Source organism: Sporosarcina sp. P17b, from assembly GCF_002743115.1.
GTDB lineage: Bacteria > Bacillota > Bacilli > Bacillales_A > Planococcaceae > Sporosarcina > Sporosarcina ureae_C.
Window position 1 is genome coordinate 44,700 of sequence record NZ_PDYP01000013.1, and the last position, 23,623, is coordinate 68,322.

Genomic DNA, 23,623 nt, shown 5'->3' on the forward strand with positions numbered 1-23,623 from the left:
TACTGGTATGTCCATAGATTGCCGCTTTTTTGTATGCGGGTGTATAGAAAAAAGATCTGCCGACACACTATGTGTGAAGGAGGCAGATGTGCAGTGCATGATTTATGGATCATCGGCTTACGTACGGTCTTTTTATATGTGTTTCTTCTGGTGATATTACGTATTATGGGAAAACGGGAAGTGGGCGAATTAGGTGTCATGGATATTGTGGTCTTCATCATCATGGCGGAAGTTGCAGCTATGATAGTGGAATCACCTGATAAACCGATTTTTGAAGGGATTCTTCCCATCCTTTTGTTACTCGTTATTCAATATATATCGTCGATGATTTCATTGAAAAGCAAGAAGTTCCGTGATTTGGTCGACGGGGATCCTACGCTAATTATTAGGCATGGAGAGATCCAGCAAGATGAAATGCGTAAACAGCGATATAATCTCGACGATTTATTTCAACAATTACGTGAAAATCAAGTAGGCTCGATTCATAATGTAACGTTCGCTTATCTCGAACCTTCCGGAAATTTATCCGTATTCACAAAAGACGGTGATTTGCCGATTGTGGGACTGGTGCTTGACGGTGATATTCAGCCAGAGCATTTGGAATTGATTGGCAAGACAGAAGACTGGTTGCTACAAGAGTTACATGCTAAAAACATCACTGATTTAAGCAAGATTTTCTATTGCTCGTATGAACAAGGTGAAATAAGAGTACAACTCAAACATGATTAATAACGTTTAACTAAATTTCGTAGCATGATAAAGTCCTGCGCTTTGATTTGTCTAGTCAGTAATAATAAAGCGAACAGCACACCTGACGTAATGGCGCATTCAACAAATAAATGTTGCGAACCGATCGGAATGAAAATCGGACGGATGACGACGGTCAATAAAAATACAATATAGGTCATTGCGAACATCGAGAATCCTGTGGCGGTCGATTTGTTTTTACGCAGTGTCGCGATATGTAGGAAAGACGTGATGAGTACGCCGAATCCGATCGCTAGTACAGCACCTGTTTCTTGAAGACCAGGTTGCGATGCTAAAATGAACATGACCGCAAGCTTCGCGATCCCGCCATAGACGGAGTTCATCATGCCGGCTTTTGCGTCACCGGTGGCCTGCAAAATTGAATAAAGTGGACTTTGAATATAATAAAAGAAAAAAATTGGCGCGAGCATCGTCATATAGCTGCCGCCATCTACAATATGAAATAGCTTCTCGGCGAGTTCTTGGCCGTGAATATAAAATACAGTAGCCGCAAATGCACCTGTCAAAGCGGATAAACGTAATGCCAAGTGAATTCTTTCTTGCAACTTTTTGACGTTACTCGAAGCAGCTGCACCGCTGACGGCCGGTACAAGCACGACGGATAATGCATACGGAATGAATGCCGGAAACAATAATAACGGAATAAGTACCCCTGAAATGACTCCGTACAATGAAGTGGCAGCTACCGTTCCGACGCCTGCCATGGAGAGTGCGCGTAAAAAGATAATAGGCTCGAGAAACCATGTGAAAGTTCCAAATAGACGACTGCCTGACGAAGGAAGTGCCACCTCTAGAATGGGCTCCATCGGATAGCGCGGTTCTTTTTTTTGTGGTTTTGGCTCCTTCTTTTGTTGCTGGCGGTATTTGTACAAAAGATACAGTACCGACACGACTTCAGCTACGAGTGTCACAGCCATCGCATATGCCGCGTTCATCATCGGATCATCAGGAGCTAAAATGTACGGAAGCATCCACGTGATCAATAAAATACGGAAGATTTGCTCGATGACTTGTGCCCATGCGGTTTCCTCAATTCGTGAAACCCCTTGAAAATATCCTCTGATTAATCCACCAATTGAAGCGATAGGTACGATGGCGAGGGCTACGTATAATGCAGTGGAAGTTGCGCTATTACCGAGTAAAGTTTCGGCTAGAAAAGGGATAAACAGAATACATGCTGGAATGAAGACTGCGCCAGATAAGATCGTAATAAATGTGGCAGTTCTCATAACTTGTCGTAATTGTACAGTGCTGCCTTGCGCTTTTAGTTCCGCTATCACCTTAGCTATTGCAATTGGTACGCCAAGCTGTACTAAGGAGAGGAAAAAGATGAATGCCGGGTATGCGGTCATATAGATTCCAACCGTTTCTTCTCCTGCTACTCGCATAAATTGAATTCGATAGACAAAGCCGAGTAATTTCGATAAAAACACGGCCGCCATCAAAAAGATTGTCCCACGTATGAATGACGACACCCTGCACCACTCCTTCTGTTTTGCCGCTCGTTCAATTACTTACATAATGCTTGGGCAAAACCCAAATATAGTTAAGTGTATGTGATATAATCAAGTTTATTCCGGAACAAAAAGCGAGGGGGGGAAGCGGCATTGGATCAACAGCTGACAGACTTATACAGACAGTTGCTCCCTGCACTAGAAAGTAAAAAAAAAGAATTGATGTTTTACGGCTACTCGGAGATTACGGAAGAAGATTTATTAGGATATTTGGTAGCGAAGAAGTGGCGGAAAAAAGATATTTCCACTATGCGTTCCCATGAAATGATTTCAGATGTCCTGGCAATTACCGCGGCACAGTTCATGACCCATACACAAACAGAGGCTCAACGCAATAGCGAAGACGTCTTGGAATTGAGCGAAGAGGAATGGTCTGTGTTATTTTCGCCCAAAAAAACTGATTGATTTGCGATTCTAGTCATGAAGTATTTGACACAGACAACCGACTGTTTCATAATTGGTATGTTGTACAATGAGAGATCGAAAGTACATAACAGGTGCTATGCCGCTCTAGTATATGAGGGGGAAAAGGAAATATGAAAAACAGAGGAAGGATCGTCGCGTTTTTGCTGCTTATCGTTATTTTGGCATCAACGGTATTTTCCACGACGAGTCCGATTTTAAAAGATGTCAAGCTAGGTCTAGACTTGCAAGGTGGTTTCGAGGTTCTGTACCAAGTGAAGCCATTGAAAGACGGACAGAAGATCACGGAGTCGACGGTTGCCGATACGGCCCGCGCTTTGACGAATCGTATTGACGTACTCGGTGTAAGTGAGCCAAGTATTCAAATCGAATCGAACAACCGGATCCGCGTTCAGCTTGCTGGGGTAGAAGATCAGGAATCTGCCCGCAAATTATTATCCACTCAAGCTAATCTGTCGTTCCGTAATGCGAATGATGAATTGATGCTAGATGGAAATGATTTGAAAGAAGGTAAAGCAAAAGCCAATTTCGATGAGAACAACAATCCTGTTGTCACATTGGAAATGAAAGATCCAAATAAGTTTGGAGAAGTTACATCTCAAATTGTACAAATGAAGCCAGACAATATGTTGGTCATCTGGTTAGACTTCATTGAAGGCGAAAGCTCCTTTAAAGAAGAAGCCATGAAACCAGAACCTGCTTTTATCTCGGCTCCTTATGTGTCTAAAACGATCAACTCTTCAAATGTCGAGATCTCAGGTAACTTCTCTATTGAAGAGACAAAGAACTTGGCGGGTATTCTAAACGCCGGTGCATTACCTGTTGATTTAGAGGAAATTTACTCGACTTCTGTCGGTGCACAATTTGGTGAGCAAGCACTTGATAAAACGATATTTGCTGGAATTGTCGGTGTCAGCTTGATCTTTATCTTTATGGCACTCTATTACCGTTTGCCAGGGCTTATCGCAGTTGTCACACTCTCTGTTTATATCTTTTTGATTTTGCTAGTGTTTACATTAATCAATGGTGTATTGACACTACCAGGTATCGCGGCATTAATGCTCGGGGTCGGGATGGCAGTCGATGCCAATATCATCACCTATGAGCGGATCAAAGAAGAATTACGTGTCGGAAAATCGGTTAAAACGTCCTTTACGGCCGGAGCGAAGTCTTCGTTCACCGCAATTCTTGATGCGAACGTCACGACACTCCTTGCGGCAGTAGTATTGTTCATTTATGGTACAAGCTCTGTTAAAGGTTTCGCGACAATGTTGATTATCAGTATTATGGTCAGTTTCTTAACAGCAGTTTGGGGATCACGTCTATTGCTTGGTCTACTCGTTCACAGTGGATACCTCGACAATAAAGTCAGTTGGTTTGGACTGAACAAGAAACAAGTTCACTCAGCGGATGAAGGCTATGAAACACTTGATTTGACTACGAAATTCGATCGTTTTGATTTCGTTCATTCAAGAAAACGTTTCTATACATTGTCCATTGTCTTGTTGTTAGTCGGAGCGATCATGCTCGGGGTCTTCAAGCTCAATCTCGGAATCGACTTCTCCGGTGGTACACGTATTGAAGTACTGGCTGAACAGCAGCTGGATGAAGCAAAAGTAACGAAACAGCTTGAGGATATCGGTCACCCAACGTCAGACGTCGTCATTTCAGGCGATGAGAAAAATATTGCGGTGGCTCGATACAAAGAAGACTTCTCACAAGAAGAAGTCAATAAAATTAAAAAAGAAATGTCTGCACTTTATGGCGCAGAGCCAAATGTTTCGACGGTTTCGGATACAGTAGGTAAAGAGCTTGTGCGCAATGCGATTTATGCATTAGCCATTGCAGCACTCGGTATCATCATCTACGTGGCGTTCCGTTTCGAATGGCGTATGGGTCTTGCGGCCATTATCGGTTTACTGCATGATGCGTTCTTCATGATTGCGATCTTCAGTATTTTACGATTGGAAGTAGACATTACATTCATCGCGGCGGTTCTGACGATTATCGGTTACTCTATCAACGATACCATCGTCACCTTCGACAGAATACGTGAGAACTTGCAGCGCTCGAAGCATATTAATAACGACGACGAGTTGGCATCCATCGTCAATAAATCATTGCGACAAACACTTGGACGTTCGGTGAACACGGTTCTGACAGTTATTTTCGTCGTCGTGGCATTGATGGCACTTGGTGCAGAATCGATCCGACCGTTCTCGATCGCATTATTGATCGGTTTGATTGCAGGTACGTATTCTTCCATCTTCATCTCTGCTCAACTTTGGTTCGATCTAAAGAGAAAGCAGATTGCGAAGAGTGGCGGAATGAAAGTAGAAAAAGAGAAAAAGCAATGGGGCTCAGACGAACCTGTTGTGTAATACGTTTGAACTATATAAAAAGCAGGGTATACTTCGGTATATCCTGCTTTTTTGAATGGAGGAATGAAGCCTATGAAATTTCAGTGGACAGTGTTATTCGGTTTGTTATTTGCTGTGTTGATCGCAGTGTTTGCGGTGTTTAATGTGGAGTCTGTACCGGTGAATTATTTCTTTGGTACAGAGATGATCCCACTTGTGTTAATTATTTTAGGTTCGGCTTTGCTAGGTGCGATTATTAGTGGGTTCTTTGCTATTTATAAGTCATACCGAAATAGTCGCCGTGTGAAGGAGTTAGAGAAGCAGTTGCATTTGAAGGAGGAAGAGTTGACTGCGCAGCGTAGGCAGATGCAGGAGATGGAGGAGCGTATCGATACGTTGATGGAGCCGCCGTTGGTTCAGGCGGAGATTATTCCACCGAAAGAGTTATATTGAGTTCGTGTTGCCACAACAGGTCGTGCTTTGCGACTTGTTGTGGTTTTTTTGATAGGTGAGTGAGGGTAGAGTTGAGTTTTTTGATGGTTGCGTAATAAGCGACATTGGTAGTTGTTCTTGCAAGTGATTTTTCGATTGGGGATTGAATGGTGGTAGTGGTTCTGCTGACGATTTGAGTGGGGCGGTCATTGACCCCACTTCGGTGCTGGTGGAAGGCTTTCGTGAGGAGATTGAGACAGCGAGGGCGCCTGACTTAGTCTCCTCGCTACGCCTACCACTGGCAGCACCTTCGTTGGAATCAGCCTGTGCCTGGAACGCTGATCATCGGAGCCATCCGATTCCCAATCTCCTCATATCGTTTCCTTTCAGTCTCCACCTACATTAGCTATAATAAGAACAGAGGAAGTGAACGCATTGATACAATCCAAAAAAAGATGGAAAATCGATCGGCCTGATGAAGAACTTGTCAACCAGCTCGCGAAAGACTTGAAGCTATCCACGATGCTGACCAAAATACTTGTCTCGCGCGGCATCACGACAAGCGAACAAGCAAACGCGTACTTGTACATGGACGAAACCAACCTACACGACCCGTTTTTATTCCATGACATGCAAAAAGCTGTTGACCGTATTAAACAAGCCATCGACACACAGAAAAAAATTACAATATTTGGAGATTATGACGCGGGTGCGACACGTTTCTAACTGAAAAGGTTAGACACTAGGGAGTCGAATAAAATCCCTAGGAGAACTGATTTCTTGATAGGTGGAATGATTGGGTAACGCCTTGAAACGCCTACTCTGATACTCCGACATGCCTTCTAAATGGTTAAATCAAAAGGTGTGAAGCTCGGTGAAGTCGGCAGAGAGATACCGTAAGTTAGGGAAAGCATAGCGAGTACCTGACACGAAAGCTGTCCAGAGGTGGACGGTGTATCCTATATGCCGGGAGTCCATAAAGTATCTATGGTTAGAATGTGCTGCAGAAGCACTGACGAATCTCTGAATGTACGGGTCTAGACGTAGTTGTCACAGAAATGTGACAGGTGGCAGTGCCATCGTATGTGTGGGCGAGTAAAAATCTGGCGTTATGAAACCCCATAACTTGTTATAGGCAAGTTCAAGCATACAGGACCATAGGAGAAACCTAAGGATATATGTAAGGATAAAGAAATTGGAACGTGGAAAGCGAAGGATGTGGAGGTATTAACCTACCTACGAAGCAGTTCGGTATATAAAGGGGCGACCTATTAAAACTGATTTACCATTCGTGAGAGTGGAGCCATAGTACCTTTGAAACCATGATAATAAGTGGTGGAGGAATAGGCTCTAGTCGGAAATTTCAAAGACTTATAAATGCATAACAGACACAGATTCGAGTATGACTAAAAGAATCACCACTTGAGAGAGGGGTTGATGTCTGTGGCAAATTCACAAATCGTTAAACATGTTAAAAAGTCCAAGCTCAGAAACGCAGAGTATTATCACATGCAAGATACATTTGACATGTTGCATGAACAAAGCAAAAATGACAGTTCTTTTAAAAACTTAATGTCCATGATTAGTTCAGTTGAAAACATTAAGTTGGCGTATCGAAATATTAAGAAAAATACAGGCAGCAAAACGGCTGGCGTAGATGGTCGAACAATCGATCATATTTCCGAGCTGACCGAAGAGCAATTTGTTGGTTTTGTTAGAAACAAACTGCGAGATTATAAACCGAAAGCAGTTAGACGAGTAGAAATACCAAAGCCAAATGGAAAAATTAGACCTTTAGGAATTCCCGCTATTTGGGATAGGATAGTCCAACAATGTATATTGCAAATTCTTGAACCCATAGTGGAAGCAAAATTCTCGGGGAGAAGTCATGGATTTAGACCGAACCGCTCAGTAGAGAATGCGATAGCTCAAAGTTATCGTCTTATGCAGAATTCAAAAATGTCATATGTAATTGATATAGATATTAAGGGATTCTTCGATAACGTGTCCCATGCCAAGTTGTTAAAACAAATGTGGGCAATGGGTATTCAAGATAAGAATTTACTCACTATTATTTCGAAAATGCTTAAAGCAAAAATCAAGTTGCCGGATGGTCGAATCATTGAGAATGAGAAAGGTACGCCACAAGGTGGCATCCTATCTCCATTATTATCTAATATTGTTCTTAATGAACTTGATCGTTGGATTGAAAGCCAGTGGGAGACAATCCCTATCTGCGAAGATAAAATAATCAGACGTGAAGATCGTGGGAATTCCACGGACAAAGGAAATCAATATAAATCGTTACGTAAAACTAACTTGAAGGAATGTTATATTGTTCGATATGCAGATGATTTCAAAATCTTTTGCAGTAATCCTAATCACGCCAAACGATTATTTTTTGCAGTACAAAAATGGCTGAAAGAAAGACTTGGTTTAGAAATAAGCGAAGACAAATCAAAAATAGTGAATCTCAAAAAGAGTTACTCAGAATTCCTAGGGTTTAAGATGAAGTTAATTCCAAAAGGCGAGAAATGGGTTGTGAAAAGTCATATGTGCGACAAAGCAGTTCAACGCACAAAGAAAAACTTGAAGCAAATCATAAACGGTATTCGATATGATAGCGGTGTTAACGACCAAGCAAGAAAAATAGCACTCTACAACTCGACTGTAATAGGACTTCATCAATATTTCCGTACCGCTACAATGATTTCCGAAGACATGGGGAACATTGCATACGAAGTGAATGCATGTATGAAAGACCATCGTATGAAAAGGCGAATTAAGAAAACAGGTGTGATAACATCTGATTTTATTAAGAAAGAATACGGGAAGAGCAAACAATTAAGATTTATATCACGAGATCCGCTACTTCCAATTGGATATATTAAACATAAGAATCCGATGATGAAGCGTAACACGGTTAATGCATATACAAAAGAAGGCAGAGAAGAAATTCACAAAAATCTGACGACTGTTGATATCACTATACTTCGTTTTCTGATGGAGCATCCAATTCCACAGCGAAGTATAGAGTACAACGATAATCGTATTGCATTATACTGTGCACAAAGAGGGAAATGCCACGTAACAGGGCAAATGTTAAACCCGATGACGATTCATTGCCATCACAAAGTACCACGGTTGCAAGGTGGTACTGACCAATATAACAACCTCTGTCTCGTTGATAAAGACATTCACATCTTAATCCATGCAAAAGATGAAGAAATAATCGCAAAGTATAAAAAGTTAATAACCAACTCACAAAGCCTTAATAAAATAAATACGCTACGAAAGAAACTGGAACTACAGCAAGTAACACTCTAATTGGACGATTAGACATACCAACGAACAAGTGAATTCTGTTAAGTTATGTAGATTACCAAAGTTTTGAAATTTTTCGATGGAACGCCGTGTGAGGTGAAAGTCTCACGCACGGTGTGAAGTGGGGGAAAAGCCGGAGATAACTTTCAAAGGTTTACCTATCACTATACGGCGTAACAAGCGTCACTGTGCTAACGACAGCACTTGAACGTCTCGGTGCTAAAGTGAACTTTGCCATTCCGAACCGATTTGAACATGGTTATGGACCGAATAGCGACTACTTTGAACAACTACATATAGACGGAACCGAAGTCCTCATTACCGTTGATAACGGAATTTCAGGCGTCGAGCAAATCGCATTCGCGAAGTCGCTTGGGATGACGATCATCGTAACGGATCACCACGAAATGGGCGAAGTATTGCCTGATGCGGACGCAGTCATTCATCCTCGTCATCCGGAAGGCAATTATCCATTCGGAGAACTTGCGGGGGTAGGTGTAGCGTTCAAACTCGCTTCTGCGCTACTTGGAGAGCCACCACTCGACTTGTTAGAATTTGTCGCAATCGGCACCATTGCAGATTTGGTTCCGCTAGAAAATGAGAACCGGTATATGGTGAAGGAAGGAATTCGCAGATTGCGTCGCACGCAGCGTTCGGGAATTAAAGCATTGATGCAAGTGAGCGGACATGACCAGAACGCATTATCGGAAGAAACGATTGGCTTTACGATAGGTCCACGCTTAAATGCACCTGGGCGACTCGGTGATGCGGACGTCGCTGTGGAGTTATTGAAGTCTGACAATGATCAACAAGCGCTCGGAATTGCGGAGTCATTGAATGATTTGAATAAAGAAAGGCAACAATTGGTGAAAGAGATCGCAAAAGAGGCGGAAGAACAAGTGGAAATTCGCTATGGCGATCAAATTCCTCACGTTTTAGTCGTCGAAGGTGAAGGTTGGAATCCGGGTGTTGTCGGCATCGTGTCGTCGAGGTTGACGGAGAAACACTACCGTCCTTCCATCATTTTGTCGCTTGACCATGAGACAGGGATCGCAAAAGGTTCTGCCCGCAGTATCGAAGGCTTTGATTTGTATAAGGAATTGTCTAAGAATGCATCGATTCTGCCACATTTCGGCGGGCATGCGATGGCGGCTGGAATGTCATTGAAAATAGAAGATGTCGAATTATTGCGTTCGAATTTGAATGAACAGGCGAGAGACGTGTTGACGGAAGAAGACCTTCAGCCTATTTTATCGATCGATGTACCGCTGTCGATGAATGAAATTGATATTGCGTCCATCGAAGCGCTTGAGAAAATCCGACCATTTGGTATGGGGTTCCCGAAGCCTGTTTTCTTGCTTGAAGATCTAGATACGATATCTGTCCGCAAAATCGGTACGGCGAAAGATCATCTAAAACTGGAAATGGGTGATCACGGTGAGCGACTGGACGCGATTTATTTCGGAGCGGGTGCATTGGCAGATGAAATGGCACCACAGAGTAAGTTGAGTTTGACGGGTGATTTGCAGATCAATGAATGGAACGGCAATAAGAAAGCGCAGTTGCTTGTTGGTGACGTAAAATGTGACGAATGGCAGTTGTTTGATTATCGTGGAATTCGTGAACCGGCTAGATGGTTGCCGATGATTCCAGATAAAGCGCAATTCATTGCGTTCAGTGAAGAAGCCATTCAGCATTTCGCACCATTCTTTAAAGACGTTCCGATTGCTTTGATCGGACGCGATGAAGTGTATCCGTCTTCCGCGATTGTTTTGCTCGATATGCCACAGGCGAAAGAACAGTTGAAGCTAGTGATGGAAAAGACGCTTGCTGACCGTGTCTATCTACATCTACATGTGCATGATTCGATGTACTTCGAAAAGATGCCCGACCGCCAACAATTTGGTTGGTATTACAGCTTTTTGAAAAAGCGGGAGACATTTGATATGTACAATCAAATCGAAATGCTTTCAAAACATAAAGGTTGGAAAAAAGACGTAATTAAGTTCATGACAAAAGTGTTTTATGAACTAGAATTTGTTACACTAGAGAATGGTAAGGTGACGATGCTAGAATCTGCCGGCAAACGTGATTTGGAAGAAGCACCATCCTATAAAAAACGCCAACAGCAAATTAAACTAGAAGAGTTATTGCTTTATGCTCCGTATCAGGACTTAAAGAAAGTATTCGATTCTTTACGTGAGACAGACGCTGTTGAGGAGGAAAAACTGTGGACTTAAAAAAGTTTGTAACGACTGTAGACGATTATCCGAAACCGGGTGTCAGCTTTAAGGACATCACGACGATCATGGATAACGGAGAAGCATATAAATATGCGACAGACCAAATTGTCGAGTATGCGAAAGGATTGGACGTAGATATTATCGTGGGGCCGGAAGCACGCGGTTTCATCATCGGATGTCCTGTGGCCTATGCCCTTCAAATCGGTTTTGCGCCGGTTCGTAAGCCGGGGAAATTACCTCGCGAAACTATTTCGGTCTTCTATGATCTGGAATATGGACAAGATGAACTAACGATCCACAAAGATGCGATCAAGCCTGGACAGCGTGTACTCGTTGTAGATGATTTGCTTGCAACTGGCGGTACAGTGGGTGCAACGGTCGAATTAATCGAGAAACTAGGCGGCGTAGTGGCTGGCTGTGCATTCTTGATCGAACTGACGTACTTGGAAGGTCGCAAAAAGTTGACGAATGAAAACATCAAGGCGCTTATTACGTATTAATTCCTAACGAATCCTTCGCTAAACGCGGAGGATTCTTGTTATATGGGCACTGAGTTTGATTCGCTTTAACGATAAATGATATTATACATATACTACTAAAAAAATTATCTAAATATTTACGGAATAGGTTGAAAGGGGTAACATAATGGCGAAAAATCAAGACCTGACAGAACAAGACGTATACGACTTGGTCGCCAAATACATGAATGAAGAGCACGTCGAATTCATTAAGCGCGCGTATGTCATGGCGAAAAAGTCTCACGAAGGACAGTTTAGAACTTCAGGTGAGCCGTATATCAACCATCCGATTCAAGTGGCAGGCATTTTGGCTGAACTTCAAATGGATCCAGAAACCGTTGCGGCAGGCTTCTTGCACGACGTGGTAGAGGATACGGAGATCAGCCGTGAAGATATCATCCGCGAATTTGGTGATGAAGTCGCGATGCTCGTGGATGGCGTAACGAAGCTCGATAAATTAAAATTCAGATCCAATGAAGAAAAACAAGCGGAAAACCACCGCAAAATGTTTATCGCGATGGCACAAGATATCCGTGTCATTCTAATTAAATTGGCGGACCGCTTACATAATATGCGGACATTGAAGCATGTTCCTGCTGCTAAACAACGTCGTGTCTCCGAAGAAACACTGGAAATTTTCTCTCCACTTGCTCATCGTCTTGGAATTTCCACGATTAAGTGGGAGCTCGAAGATATTGCATTACGCTATTCCAATCCGCAACAGTATTATCGCATCGTGAATTTGATGAAGCAAAAGCGGACAGAACGTGAACAATATTTGACAGACGTCATGAACCAGATGCGTGTCGAACTGGACGAAATGGGTATTGCGGCAGAAATGCATGGCAGACCGAAGCATTTGTATTCCATATATCAAAAAATGGTCATTCAGAAAAAAGAATTCAATGAAATTTATGATTTATTAGCAGTCCGTATTGTGGTGAAAAGTATCAAGGATTGCTACGCGGCGCTCGGGATTATCCATACGCTATGGAAGCCGATGCCTGGACGATTCAAGGACTATATCGCGATGCCGAAACAAAATTTGTACCAGTCAATTCATACGACGGTCGTGGGGCCTGCAGGAGATCCTCTCGAAGTGCAAATTCGTACAGAAGAGATGCACAGAATTTCTGAATTTGGTGTAGCGGCACATTGGGCGTATAAAGAAGGTAAACCAGTGGCAAAACTGGATAGTGATATTGATTCGAAATTTACATGGTTCCGTGAGATTCTTGAAATTCAAAATGAATCTTCCAATGCGCAGGAATTTATGGAATCATTGAAGTTCGATTTATTCTCGGACATGGTCTATGTATTTACACCAGACGGGGATGTTGTCGAATTGCCGCAAGGATCGGTGCCAATCGATTTTGCTTATCGTGTGCACTCCGAAGTCGGTAACCGGACGACGGGTGCAAAAGTCAATGGTAAAATTGTTCCTTTGGATTCGGCGTTGTCGACTGGCGACATTGTGGAAATTTTGACATCGAAACAATCATTTGGCCCAAGTCGTGATTGGCTGAAACTGGCCCATACTTCTCAAGCGAAAAATAAAATTCGCCAGTACTTTAAAAAGCAATTACGCGACGAGAACATCGACAAGGGTAGCGAAATGATCCAGAAGGAATTGAAAGCTGAAGAGTATGACGTCAAAGAAGCGTTGAGTAAAGAAAATATGCAGCGCACGATTGATAAATTCAGTTTCACTTCTGAAGAAGATCTCTACGCAGCAGTCGGATCAGGCGGCATTACCGCACAACAAGTTGTCAATCGACTAGCTGAGCGAATGCGCAAGGAACGCGTGAAGCAAGAAACGATTGACAAAATCGTTTCGGATATTCATACGCCGAAGCCTGAGAAACAAACCGAATCAGGCGTAATCGTCAAGGACATTGATAATATGTTGATTCGTATTTCGAAGTGTTGTAATCCTGTTCCAGGCGATGAAATTGTAGGCTTCATTACACGTGGACGCGGAGTTTCTGTTCACCGTACCGATTGTCCGAACGTTTTATCCGAACAAGGACAGCAAGAGCGAATTATCGACGTAGACTGGGCGGTTCAGGATGAGAAGGTTAAAAAAGAATTCCAAGTTGATATTGAAATTTCAGCGTTTGACCGACAAGGCTTGCTGAATGAAGTGATGATGGTCGTGGCCGATATGAATACGCCGATTATCGCGGTTAGCGGTAAAGCAGATAAAGACGATATCGCGCATATCCATATGTCGATCAAAATCCAGAACATCACTCATCTACAGCGTACCGTCGAGAAAATCAAACAAATTAAAGATGTGTATTCCGTAGAACGCGTGATGAACTAAACAGGAGGTGTGAACATGCGAGTCTTATTACAGCGTGCGAAAGATGCTTCTGTAACAGTTGACGGAGAAATTACGGGTGCCATTTCAATAGGTTATGTATTGCTTGTTGGCATCACGCATGATGATACTGAACAAGATGCCAACTATATTGCGAATAAAATTGCGGGCTTGCGCATTTACGAAGACGACGAAGGGAAATTGAATCGTTCGATCAATGAAGTCAATGGAGCGATCTTATCGGTTTCCCAGTTTACTTTGTATGGCAACGTACAAAAAGGCCGTCGTCCAAGCTTTATTGACGCAGCGAAAACTGACGTAGCAGAACCGTTATGGGAATACTTTAATGAACAGCTGCGTAGTCACGGACTCCACGTCGAAACGGGACAGTTCGGTGCGATGATGGACGTGCAGTTGACGAATGATGGTCCGGTGACGTTGATGATTGAGTCGAAGTGATGAAGTACTGTGTGTGTGATAAGTCTATGAGCAGTTGCGTGGCGTGATAGAGCGCTTGGTTGAATTCTATGAGCGAATAACAGGCGCGATAGAGCGGTCACGACGTTTCATAGAGCACTCACGGGTTCGAATAGAGCGGATGAACAGTTTGTATGAGCATTCGCTAATTCTCCCCATCACATATAATTCGTCAAACGAGTTGACAGTATCGGCGGTTGCGACTAACATAGATAGTAATCGAATTAATTCATACACCGATGATGTGGAAAATACCTTTACTACAGGCTGGAAAGAGAACGGGGAACTTGGCTGAAATTCCCTGACAGAACCGTAAAGCGAACAACACCACGGAGGATTCATGCTGAAAGTAGTAGGCGTGGACGGAACCGGCCGTTATCCGGATTCGAGTGGGCACAATTGTGTCAATTTGGGTGGAACCGCGGAAGCTACAAGCTCTCGTCCCTGTTTTATTAGGGATGGGAGCTTTTTTGTGTTTTCTGGAAGTTCACCCGTTATCAGATGATCGAAAGGAGTTTTACTTATGAATTTTAAAGTTCCCCGCGGTACACAGGATATTCTTCCTGACGTTTCTTGGAAGTGGCAACGCGTTGAAAAAATTGCACGTTCGATTTGCGACGTATACAACTACAAAGAAATCCGCACACCGATTTTTGAGCAAACTGAATTATTCCAGCGCACTGTTGGAGATACTACAGACATTGTGCAAAAAGAGATGTACACGTTCACGGACAGAGGCGATCGTTCGATGACATTGCGCCCTGAAGGCACAGCACCTGTCGTTCGTTCATTCGTCGAACACAAAATGTTTGGATACGCAGATCAGCCCGTGAAGTTATATTACACAGGTCCGATGTTCCGCTATGAGCGCCAACAAGCCGGCCGTTATCGCCAATTCGTCCAGTTCGGCGTAGAGGCAATCGGTAGCGCGGACCCAGCAATCGATGCAGAAGTGATTGAATTGGCAATGAACATTTACAAAAAAACCGGTCTATCGGACATCAAACTCGTGTTGAATTCACTTGGAGACAAGGAATCACGCGACGCGCACCGTGAAGCGTTGATCGCACACTTCAGTCCGCGCATTGAGGAATTCTGTTCAGACTGCCAAAACCGTCTGGAAAAAAACCCATTGCGCATTCTCGACTGTAAAGTGGACAGAGAACATCCATTGATGACAACAGCTCCGTCACTCGCTGATTATCTTAATGAAGAATCAAGCGCATATTTCGAGAAAGTAAAAAACTACTTGAACATCGCGGGCATCGAGTACGAATACGACCCGAATCTCGTACGTGGACTTGACTACTACAACCACACGGCATTCGAAATCATGAGCACGTCTAAAGGCTTCGGTGCGATTACGACTCTTTGTGGTGGCGGACGCTATAATGGGCTTGCTGAAGAAATCGGCGGCCCACCTGCTCCCGGGATCGGCTTCGCCCTCAGCATCGAGCGACTTTTGCTGGCGCTTGATGCAGAAGGAAAGTCCTTCACGGACGAACCGTCACTCGATGTTTACCTCGTCACACTAGGCGACGCAGCACGCGAAAAAGGCTTCGAGATCCTCAGCAAACTACGCGACAATGGCTTGCGTAGCGAGATGGACTACATGGACCGCAAGATGAAGGCCCAGATGAAGTCCGCTGACCGCTTGCAAGCGAACCACGTCATCGTCATAGGCGAGGACGAAATGAACGAAAACGTCGTCCAGCTAAAGAACATGGCAGACGGAGAACAGAAGAAGGTTGCGGTTGATGAATTGATTGTGGAATTAAAGAAGTAAGAGCAGGAAACGTCATGGGGATTTCCGTTCCGAGCGGACGCTTTCCTGCGGGCATGGCTTGAGCCTCCTCGGCGCTTCGCTTCTGCGGGGTCTCAAGGCTCATGCTATTCCCGCGGTCGCCGCTCTGCACTCCAATCCCTACTTTTAGAGGGGGAAGTACTTCGTTACTGTTCTTGAATTTAAATAAATTTAAAAAGTACATTAAGTCACTTATGAACTTCAGTGATGTCATTAACTAATCATAGTCTCCACATAGGATTGGAGCGTAAGAGGGGCGACTCCCGGAGGATCAGTCCGACAGGTGAGACAACCAAAGGAAGCGCAGCGACCTGGTTGGCTCACCGCGGGCCCTCGGGAAAGCGTCCCCTCTGAAGCGCAAATCCCATGCTCAACACCATGTAGCTCTCTATATTTAATAATATTTACAAAATACAATCCAAACATCAGAAGGGTAGTGTAGCACTATGCAACGCACACATTATTGTGGGAACTTATCAGAACTACAAATCGGAGAAGAAGTCACGCTTAAAGGTTGGGTGCAGAAGCGCCGTGACCTTGGTGGTCTGATCTTCATCGACGTCCGCGACCGCGCAGGTATCGTCCAGACGGTATTCAACCCGGACATCTCCAAAGAAGCACTAGAAATTGCTGAAACACTTCGTAACGAATACGTCATCGAAGTAACTGGCCTCGTGATCGAACGTCAAGAACGCACAAAGAACAAAAACATCGCAACAGGCGCAATCGAAGTTCAAGTGGTTGAAGTGAAAGTCATCAACGAAGCGAAGAACCCACCATTTACAATCGAAGACGAAACGGATGTAGGCGAAGAAACGCGTCTGAAGTATCGTTACCTCGATCTTCGTCGTCCTGAGCTTGCAAAAGTGTTCAAAATGCGTTCGGACATCACGAAAACGGTTCGTAACTTCTTGGATGATGAAGGATTCTTGGAAGTAGAAACACCGATCCTGACGAAATCAACTCCTGAAGGCGCGCGTGACTATTTAGTGCCAAGCCGTGTTCACGAAGGTGAGTTCTACGCATTGCCACAGTCACCACAGTTATTCAAGCAGTTATTGATGGTGTCTGGTTTCGACCGTTACTACCAAATCGCTCGTTGTTTCCGCGATGAAGATTTACGTGCAGACCGTCAACCGGAATTCACGCAAATCGATATGGAAATGAGCTTTATGTCAATTGAAGAAATTTTGGAGCTTAACGAACGCTTAATCAAAAAAGTGATGAAAGACGTTAAGCAAGTAGACGTGGAAACACCATTTAAACGCCTTCCATATGATGAAGCAATGGGTCGTTACGGTTCAGATAAGCCGGACACTCGTTTCGGAATGGAATTAACGGATGTTTCGGAGATTGTTAAAGATTCTTCATTCAAAGTATTCGCTGGCGCAGTTGAAGCAGGCGGACAAGTGAAGTTGATCAACGTTAAGGGTGCTGCAGAAAAGTATTCCCGTAAAGACATCGATGCCCTTGGTGAATTTGCGAAAGTGTACGGCGCTAAAGGAATGGCTTGGTTGAAAGTGACGGAAGACGGCTTTAACGGCCCGATTGCGAAATTCTTCGACGGTGAAATTGGTGAAGCATTGAAAGCGGCTGGCGACGGAGAACCTGGAGATTTATTCTTGTTCGGAGCTGACAAGAAGTCAGTTGTAGCCGATTCACTTGGCGCATTGCGTCTAAAGTTAGGAAAAGAATTGGACTTAATCGATCAGTCTCAATACAACTTCCTATGGGTAACGGATTGGCCGTTATTCGAGTACGACGAGGAAGATGGCCGTTACTACGCAGCGCATCACCCATTCACGATGCCTGCTGACGTAGAAGAATTGAAGACGAGCCCGGAAACTGTAAAAGCACAAGCGTATGACTTAGTATTGAACGGCTATGAGCTTGGTGGCGGATCATTGCGTATTTATCAGCGTGACGTACAAGAAGCGATGTTCAAAGCACTTGGCTTTACCGATGAGCAAGCGCGCGAGCAGTTCGGATTCTTGTTGGATGCGTTCGAATACGGGACACCTCCACACGGCGGAATTGCGTTCGGTCTTGACCGTATCGTGATGTTGCTTGCAGGATCTACCAACTTACGTGACACGATCGCATTCCCTAAAACAGCTAGTGCGAGCGATCTATTGACAGAAGCACCAAGTTCTGTAGATGACGCCCAGCTGAAAGAACTCGGGATTAAAGTAGTCGCTGAACCAGTAAAAAAGTGAGTATCTAACTATTTTCAGAACACTTTATACAAATTGATTGAATTATAAAAACGTGTGTGATAAGATGAAGTTAGTAGAAATCCTGAAGTGTTCGTCATTTGTAAATTAGTTTTGACCCAACATCTTATCGTCGGGAGTTCAACGTTATAGCTTGGATGACATGCCTTTAATCGGGACGCCAAAAGAGTTATACAGGACACCCACCTGCTATTAGCGGGTTCAAAGCGATATTCAAAGACGGCACAGTCGGGATTTCACTTAACTTTAAAATTTCAACCTTCTTGCGGAAGCGAGGAGGTTTTTTATTGCCTAAAATTCAGTTAGTTGCGCGAATACAGGTGACTGTTTTAGGATAGAGATAATACAATTTACGATAAAGGATGCGGTATAGATGTTACATCAATTTTCAAGAAATGAATTGTCAATCGGTACAGAAGGCGTGGAGCGAATGAAAGGCAAGACTGTGGCCATTCTAGGTGTGGGTGGAGTCGGTTCATTTGCTGCCGAAGCATGCGCGCGCACAGGTGTTGGACGAATTATCTTGGTAGATAAAGATACAATCGACGTTACCAATATCAATCGTCAACTGGTCGCCTATTTGTCCACTGTCGGGCGTTCGAAATCGGAAGTCATGAAAGAACGTATCTTAGATATTAACGCCGAGTGTGAAGTGATCGATCTACATATGTTTTACACAGATGAAACAGCGGAAGAATTTTTCTCATATAAACCCGATTATGTTATCGATGCATCGGATACGATTAGCTATAAAATTCATTTGATCCAGCAATGTCTTGAACGCGGCGTGAAAGTGATTTCGAGTATGGGTGCTGCGAATAAAACGGATCCGACGCGATTCCAAATTACGGATATTTCAAAAACGCATACTGATCCACTCGCGAAAGTAATGCGTCTTCGTTTGCGCAAACTTGGTATTCCAAAAGGTGTGCCGGTCGTATTTTCTGATGAAAGTCCGATTGTCGTGCGCGAAGACGTCCTTGAAACGGTCGGAAAAGCGGATGCATCCATTCGAAAAGCACAAATGCCTCCAGCTTCCAATGCATTTTGTCCGTCTGTGGCTGGTTTAATTCTCGCCAGTTGGGTATTAAATGATATAGTGGCAGATATTCCAGTAGAACGTGTCAATGATGCCAAATAAAGGAGAGATCGAATATGAAGACAACTGAAATGATCATTAATGGTAAGCAGATCGGTAAGGAGTTAGAAAAAATCGATGTAGTAAATCCTTCAACTGGTGAGACAATCGGTGCAGTACCTAAAGGAGGCAAAGCAGAAGCTACGCAAGCAGTCGATGCCGCTTCTGCAGCGTTTTCAGACTGGGCAGCGTTGTCAGCATATGAGCGCAGCGCCTATTTAATGAAATGGCATGCGTTGATTGAGGAAAATGAAGAAAGCGTAGCCGACACTATGACGACTGAGCAAGGCAAGCCGTTAGCCGAAGCGCTTGGCGAAATGCGTTATTCGAATGGTTATATTAGCTGGTTTGCTGAAGAAGGTAAGCGGATTTATGGTGAAACCATTCCGGCTACACAATCGAATAAGCGATTGTTCGTGCAAAAGCAACCAGTAGGTGTCATCGCGTCGATTACGCCATGGAACTTTCCAGCGGCTATGATTGCGCGTAAAGTCGCTCCGGCTCTCGCAGCAGGCTGTACGGTCGTCATGAAGCCAGCTTCTCAGACACCGCTTACTGCAATCCGTTTAATAGAGCTAGCGCAAGAAGCAGGTATTCCGGATGGTGTTCTTAACATCGTAACAGGCAGTGCGAGTGAAATTGCAGAAGCATGGCAAGAAGACGGTCGTGTGCGCAAGCTGACGTTTACAGGATCTACTGAAATCGGTAAGACATTGATGAAAGGTGCAGCCGATACGATGAAGAAGATTTCATTGGAACTCGGTGGGCAGGCACCGGCGATTATTATGGCGGACGCGGATCTGGATAAAGCAGTAGATGGCGTTATCGCAGCGAAATTCCGTAATGCAGGACAAACATGTGTCTGTGCCAACCGTATTTATGTTCATTCATCAATCGTTGAAGAATTCACAAAGCGCATTGCAGAGGAAACGAAGAAATTGAAAGTCGGCGACGGCAAAGAAGAAGGTGTCGTAATTGGTCCGTTAATTGACCAAGATGCAATCGATAAAGTGGATGAGCATGTACAAGATGCAAAATCTAAAGGGGCAACAGTTGTTACAGGCGGTGAACTCATTAAAGGCTTATTCTACCAACCGACTGTCTTAAAAGATGTAACAGACGACATGCTCTGTATGCAAGAAGAGACATTTGGCCCGGTATTGCCAATTACCACGTTTGAAACACAAGAGGAAGTTATCAAGCGTGCCAATGATACAGTATTTGGACTAGCGTCATACGTCTTCACGGAGAATATCACAAAAGGTATTCAGATTTGCGAAGCGTTAGATTATGGTATCGTGGGTCTAAATGACGGCTTACCATCTGCTCCACAAGCTCCATTTGGCGGCTTTAAACAAAGTGGTCTTGGACGCGAAGGCGGACATCAAGGAATGGATGAATACTTGGAAGTAAAATATATTTCATTAGGCTTATAATAAAAAAAGAAGCAAAAGGGAAGAGTTCGACTCATCCCTTTTGCTTCTTTTAATTGGTTTTGAACTCACGTAAAATGCTATTTCCGTCTAGTACTTTAAAATGTGCAGTCATCGTCCGGTCGTTTACACTATCCGCTGAGACATGATGACCGAATTTTGGAACATAGACGCGGTCCAGTCCGAAATTCACGATATAATGGTCGTTCTGACGGTATTCTCGTTCCGTCGTTTGCGCCAACCATCCCATTAGATACACGCCTTCCGCAGGCTTTTTATTGCTCAATGAAATGACTTGATGCACATCTCCTTTTTGTTCCAATACGCCAAACACTCGTGTTTGACCTAAATCATCTGGTTTCATTAAAGCGGTTATCAAACTAGGAGTCATGCGCTCTTTCGGTACTTTTTCCACATCATAGCGCAACATGACATAGTTTTCGTTCGTGTCTTGCTCGGTGATGGTTTCAGATTGAAGATAAATATCCGTTCCGTTTTTGAGTGTGGTGAAGTAGGGAACCGTGAGACTGGCTAGGATGAGCAGGGGAACGATGAAGAGAATCGATATACTGAATTTACTATGTTTAGGGCCCATTTCAGAGTCACCGCCTTTCTGCAGTTTCATAAAAAAGTTTCTTCTTATGTACAGATAGCATGTGCAGTTTAAGTGTATTTTAGTAAGTATTTACCCAAATTTTTTATTTCAGAAACCTTTCACATCTGTTTGTATGTGGAGAGTGATTTACGTTTTGTTGCATTTGAGCGTACTTTGCTGCGTAGGTTGTGGTTTTTGCAGGTGGAGATTGGAGTTTGGTAGTAGTATAGCTGGCGTTTTAAGTGTATATGGTCATTCGGGTCCTCTAGGAAACGCGTCCGCCTATCCCATTCGCTATCTCCTAACAAAAAACTGCCGCAAAAGTCATATGACTCTCGCGGCAGTACTTTTATTAAATCAATAATCCGAACAACGTACTATCCTTATTCACTTCTTTATAAGGGAAGCCGTTCTTTTCCATTCGTGCAATCAGCCCATTATAGTCTTCTTTGCGCTTAATCTCAATTCCAACAAGACCAGGGCCGCTTTCTTTATTATTCTTCTTCGTATACTCAAACATCGTAATATCATCCTCAGGCCCAAGCACACCATCAAGGAACTGACGCAATGCACCTGCACGTTGTGGGAAATCGACCAAGAAATAATACAACAAGCCTTCATAAATCATCGACTTCTCTTTAATCTCCTGCATTCGTCCGATATCATTATTACCGCCACTGATTACACAAACGACGCACTTGCCTTTGATTTCATTCTTATAAAAATCAAGTGCTGCAATCGGAAGGGCGCCTGCTGGCTCCGCGATAATCGCGTGTTCATTGTATAGATCAAGAATTGCGGTACATACTTTCCCCTCAGGGACACTGACGATGTTTTCAAGATATTCATTGCAAATTTCATAATTAAGCTCGCCCACACACTTCACGGCTGCTCCATCGACAAATTTATCGATATTGGCTAGCGGCACGATCTTTTGTGCATCAATCGACGCTTTCATACTAGCGGCGCCTGCTGGCTCTGCCCCAATCATTTTCGTATGAGGCGACAAGTTTTTGATGTACGTGCTGATACCAGACATCAATCCACCGCCGCCGATACTTGCGAAGACATAATCGATCGGTTCTTCAATATCATTCATAATTTCGACAGCCACTGTCCCTTGGCCCGCGATAATATCCTTATCATTGAAAGGATGAATGAAAATACGCTTTTCTTTTTCCATTAATTCGACTGCACTTTCGAAACAATCATCGAAAGTATCACCGACTAAAATGATTTCGATACGATCGCGTCCGAACATTTTCACCATATTAACTTTCTGTTTAGGAGTCGTTTGTGGCATAAAGATTTTGCCGTCAATGTCCAGGTTCGCACAAGCGAATGCTACGCCTTGTGCATGGTTTCCTGCACTCGCACAGACAATTCCTTTTTTACGAGCTTCTGTTTCAATGCGTTTCATCTTATAATACGCACCGCGCAGTTTAAAGGAACGGACATACTGCAAATCTTCGCGCTTAATATACACGTGGCAATCATACTTTTCCGATAGACGATCATTCTTCTGTAAAGGCGTGTGCGCAACTATGTCTTTCAGCAACTGGTTGGCAATTAAGATATCTTCTACTTGTACACTTTGAGTTTCCATTTTTTTCACCTTCATCACTTATCATCTAACCTCCGTTACTGAGTCAACGTTTACTCATAATAACATGAAAAAAACTGATTGAACATAAGAAAGTTCTAAATTGTGTGTTTATTTTATGAAGTTTGATAAAAAGGAAAAAGTCTTGTAGATGTAAGCGGTTACTTGCTTGGTGAGATTTCTAACATATCCATTTCATTATTCATTTAATAAATTCATGCAAAAATTTATCAGCTTTTTGTGATGAAATACTAGTAAGTACATTCACTAATAGGGAAGTCTTTTCTTAGTTATACGTAAATAAGCATTGTTTAATTCACCGATGCAAGGGAAAACTAATATATGAAGAACTAACACATCAGAAAGGAAGCGTTTGTTCATGCAGAAATGGGATAGTAGACCAGAGAAGCCTGATAACATGCAATGGACGGTGT

At 43.4% G+C, this 23,623-nt stretch carries 17 protein-coding genes, 1 other RNA gene, 1 pseudogene and 1 other annotated feature; of the genes and pseudogenes, 16 read left to right on the forward strand and 3 right to left on the reverse strand.

The window, feature by feature from the left end; translation table 11 throughout:
* The first annotated feature begins 93 nt into the window (after positions 1-93).
* Complete coding sequence (locus tag CSV76_RS13365) at positions 94-729, forward strand: DUF421 domain-containing protein (protein ID WP_085426373.1); 636 nt, start codon at positions 94-96, stop codon at positions 727-729.
* On the opposite strand, the gene CSV76_RS13370 is transcribed toward CSV76_RS13365, so the two are convergent.
* Positions 726-2,243, reverse strand: coding sequence for a putative polysaccharide biosynthesis protein (locus CSV76_RS13370; RefSeq protein WP_085426372.1), 1,518 nt, complete (start codon positions 2,241-2,243; stop codon positions 726-728). The two genes, CSV76_RS13365 and CSV76_RS13370, sit on opposite strands and share 4 nt — an antisense overlap.
* A gap of 132 nt (positions 2,244-2,375) precedes the next feature.
* On the opposite strand from CSV76_RS13370, the gene CSV76_RS13375 reads away from it, so the two are divergent.
* The 15 genes and pseudogenes from CSV76_RS13375 (at position 2,376) to CSV76_RS13440 (ending at position 20,994) form a co-directional block, all read left to right on the forward strand.
* Positions 2,376-2,687, forward strand: coding sequence for a post-transcriptional regulator (locus CSV76_RS13375; RefSeq protein WP_085426371.1), 312 nt, complete (start codon positions 2,376-2,378; stop codon positions 2,685-2,687).
* A gap of 131 nt (positions 2,688-2,818) precedes the next feature.
* Positions 2,819-5,086: a protein translocase subunit SecDF gene (gene secDF / locus CSV76_RS13380; RefSeq protein WP_099625898.1), complete on the forward strand. Its 2,268-nt coding sequence runs from the start codon at positions 2,819-2,821 to the stop codon at positions 5,084-5,086.
* 72 nt (positions 5,087-5,158) lie between these two features.
* Positions 5,159-5,518 carry a LapA family protein gene (locus tag CSV76_RS13385; RefSeq protein WP_085426369.1) on the forward strand — a complete coding sequence of 120 codons (360 nt, stop codon included), beginning with the start codon at positions 5,159-5,161 and terminating at the stop codon, positions 5,516-5,518.
* Between the two features lie 405 nt (positions 5,519-5,923).
* Entirely contained in the window at positions 5,924-6,223 is a 300-nt protein-coding gene (locus tag CSV76_RS13390; RefSeq protein ID WP_233204489.1) for a single-stranded DNA-binding protein, read from the forward strand.
* A gap of 711 nt (positions 6,224-6,934) precedes the next feature.
* Positions 6,935-8,824 carry a group II intron reverse transcriptase/maturase gene (ltrA, locus tag CSV76_RS13395; protein ID WP_199170392.1) on the forward strand — a complete coding sequence of 630 codons (1,890 nt, stop codon included), beginning with the start codon at positions 6,935-6,937 and terminating at the stop codon, positions 8,822-8,824.
* Between the two features lie 179 nt (positions 8,825-9,003).
* Positions 9,004-10,386, forward strand: a pseudogene (gene recJ, locus CSV76_RS13400) (single-stranded-DNA-specific exonuclease RecJ); the annotation flags it as partial.
* A gap of 33 nt (positions 10,387-10,419) precedes the next feature.
* Positions 10,420-11,061, forward strand: a complete 642-nt coding sequence (locus tag CSV76_RS17860) for a single-stranded-DNA-specific exonuclease C-terminal domain-containing protein (RefSeq protein WP_255406950.1) — start codon at positions 10,420-10,422, stop codon at positions 11,059-11,061.
* Complete coding sequence (locus tag CSV76_RS13405; protein ID WP_085426367.1) at positions 11,052-11,564, forward strand: adenine phosphoribosyltransferase; 513 nt, start codon at positions 11,052-11,054, stop codon at positions 11,562-11,564. The genes CSV76_RS17860 and CSV76_RS13405 overlap by 10 nt, the downstream gene beginning before the upstream one ends.
* Positions 11,565-11,709: 145 nt before the next feature.
* Positions 11,710-13,908: a RelA/SpoT family protein gene (locus CSV76_RS13410; RefSeq protein WP_099625902.1), complete on the forward strand. Its 2,199-nt coding sequence runs from the start codon at positions 11,710-11,712 to the stop codon at positions 13,906-13,908.
* Between the two features lie 15 nt (positions 13,909-13,923).
* A complete protein-coding gene (dtd, locus tag CSV76_RS13415; RefSeq protein ID WP_099625903.1) occupies positions 13,924-14,364 on the forward strand; it encodes a D-aminoacyl-tRNA deacylase in 441 nt (146 codons plus the stop codon).
* A 248-nt stretch (positions 14,365-14,612) separates the two neighbouring features.
* Positions 14,613-14,831 (forward strand) — a binding site (T-box leader).
* A gap of 74 nt (positions 14,832-14,905) precedes the next feature.
* A complete protein-coding gene (hisS, locus tag CSV76_RS13420; protein ID WP_099625904.1) occupies positions 14,906-16,168 on the forward strand; it encodes a histidine--tRNA ligase in 1,263 nt (420 codons plus the stop codon).
* A 464-nt stretch (positions 16,169-16,632) separates the two neighbouring features.
* Positions 16,633-18,402, forward strand: a complete 1,770-nt coding sequence (gene aspS / locus CSV76_RS13425; RefSeq protein ID WP_099625905.1) for an aspartate--tRNA ligase — start codon at positions 16,633-16,635, stop codon at positions 18,400-18,402.
* Between the two features lie 76 nt (positions 18,403-18,478).
* Positions 18,479-18,659, forward strand: a non-coding RNA gene (gene ssrS / locus CSV76_RS13430) — 6S RNA.
* Between the two features lie 134 nt (positions 18,660-18,793).
* Positions 18,794-19,561, forward strand: a complete 768-nt coding sequence (locus CSV76_RS13435) for a tRNA threonylcarbamoyladenosine dehydratase (protein ID WP_099625906.1) — start codon at positions 18,794-18,796, stop codon at positions 19,559-19,561.
* Positions 19,562-19,575: 14 nt separating this feature from the next.
* On the forward strand, positions 19,576-20,994 hold the full coding sequence (locus CSV76_RS13440; RefSeq protein WP_085426361.1) for an NAD-dependent succinate-semialdehyde dehydrogenase: 1,419 nt from the start codon (positions 19,576-19,578) through the stop codon (positions 20,992-20,994).
* A gap of 49 nt (positions 20,995-21,043) precedes the next feature.
* Here CSV76_RS13440 and CSV76_RS13445 read toward each other — a convergent pair whose 3' ends face one another.
* Positions 21,044-21,616, reverse strand: coding sequence for a GDYXXLXY domain-containing protein (locus tag CSV76_RS13445; RefSeq protein WP_085426360.1), 573 nt, complete (start codon positions 21,614-21,616; stop codon positions 21,044-21,046).
* A gap of 322 nt (positions 21,617-21,938) precedes the next feature.
* The gene (ilvA, locus tag CSV76_RS13450; protein WP_099625916.1) at positions 21,939-23,207 is read right to left on the reverse strand and encodes a threonine ammonia-lyase IlvA; all 1,269 of its coding nucleotides are present in this window, start codon (positions 23,205-23,207) and stop codon (positions 21,939-21,941) included.
* Between the last annotated feature and the right edge of the window lie 416 nt (positions 23,208-23,623).